At 49.4% G+C, this 1,169-nt stretch carries 2 protein-coding genes; both read right to left on the reverse strand.

The window, feature by feature from the left end:
• On the reverse strand, nt 1–730 hold a 730-nt coding region (tatC, locus tag Q0236_RS10845; protein ID WP_297917768.1), incomplete at its 3' end, for a twin-arginine translocase subunit TatC.
• 15 nt (nt 731–745) lie between these two features.
• Nucleotides 746–1,169 (reverse strand): hypothetical protein (locus Q0236_RS10850; RefSeq protein WP_297917771.1); only part of this gene is annotated, 424 nt, incomplete at its 5' end.

Raw genomic sequence — 1,169 nt, forward strand, 5'->3', positions numbered from 1 at the left:
TTTCGCTTTCGTCATCCTCAGGCTTATACGGATTTATCATTTTGGCGATAAAGATCGAAAGCAGATAAAGCGCAATTAGCGGAGTTGCGAGCATAAACTGGCTAAGTACGTCCGGCGGCGTCATCACCGCTGCAAAGATGAAAATAATGACGATTGCGTAGCGAAAAAAATCGCTTAAGCTTTTGTTCGTCACAAGCCCGATCTTGGCGAGAAAAAAGGTCACCACCGGAAGCTCGAAGCTGATGCCGAATGCGACGACGAGCTTAGCGAAAAAGCCTACATATTCGCCGATCGTAGGCATCGCAGTAAATTGCTTGGCGCCAAAATTTACCAAGAAATTAAATGCGACGGGGATTACGAAAAAATAGCAAAACGCCGCGCCTAAAAAGAACATAATGCTCGCGCCGCTAACGAAAGGGATGACGTATTTTTTCTCGTTGTCGTAAAGCCCAGGCGCTACGAAAAGCCACACCTGCCAGAAAATTATCGGCATTGCTAGAAGTAACGAGGTGAAAAACGACACCTTCATCGCAGTAAAAAAGGTCTCGCCAAGCTGGGTAAAGATGATCTCGCTGCCTTTGGGAAGTACGCGCACTAGCGGGCGCGTCATGAGACCTAGGATCTGCTCCCAAAAGCCGAAGCAAACGACGAAAAGGACGATGACGGAAAGCACGGAGATAACCAGACGCTTGCGAAGCTCGGCTAGATGGGGTTTTAGCTCTTCAAACATTAAATTTCTCTCTCATTATGATTTTTGCGTATCGTTATTTTGCGCGGAATTTTGCATAGAATTTTGCGCATCGCCGTTTAAATTTGCGTTCGCATCTTGTGCGGCGCTTTTCGCTTCGCCGCTCGCATTCGTATTTTGCGCGGAATTTCCCGCACCGCCGTCCGTGCTCGGCATGGAATTTTCACTTTCGCTTTCGGCGCTAGAATTTGTGCCATTGTCTCCGGCGCTAGAATTTGTTGCGCCGCCGGCGGAGCCTTGCGCAGAGTTCGCGGCGCCCGAGCTTTGCACGGAATTTTCGCCGCCCGAACTTGCCTTTAAATTTGCCGTATCGCTCTGCTTTTGCGCCGAGACTTCCGCGGAATTTAGCGTATCTTTTACGGAGCCTTCCACGTCTTTTAGCCCCGCATTTAGCGTCTCTTTGACCGAGTCTATGCCGCCT

Source organism: uncultured Campylobacter sp., assembly GCF_938031315.1.
Lineage (GTDB): Bacteria > Campylobacterota > Campylobacteria > Campylobacterales > Campylobacteraceae > Campylobacter_B.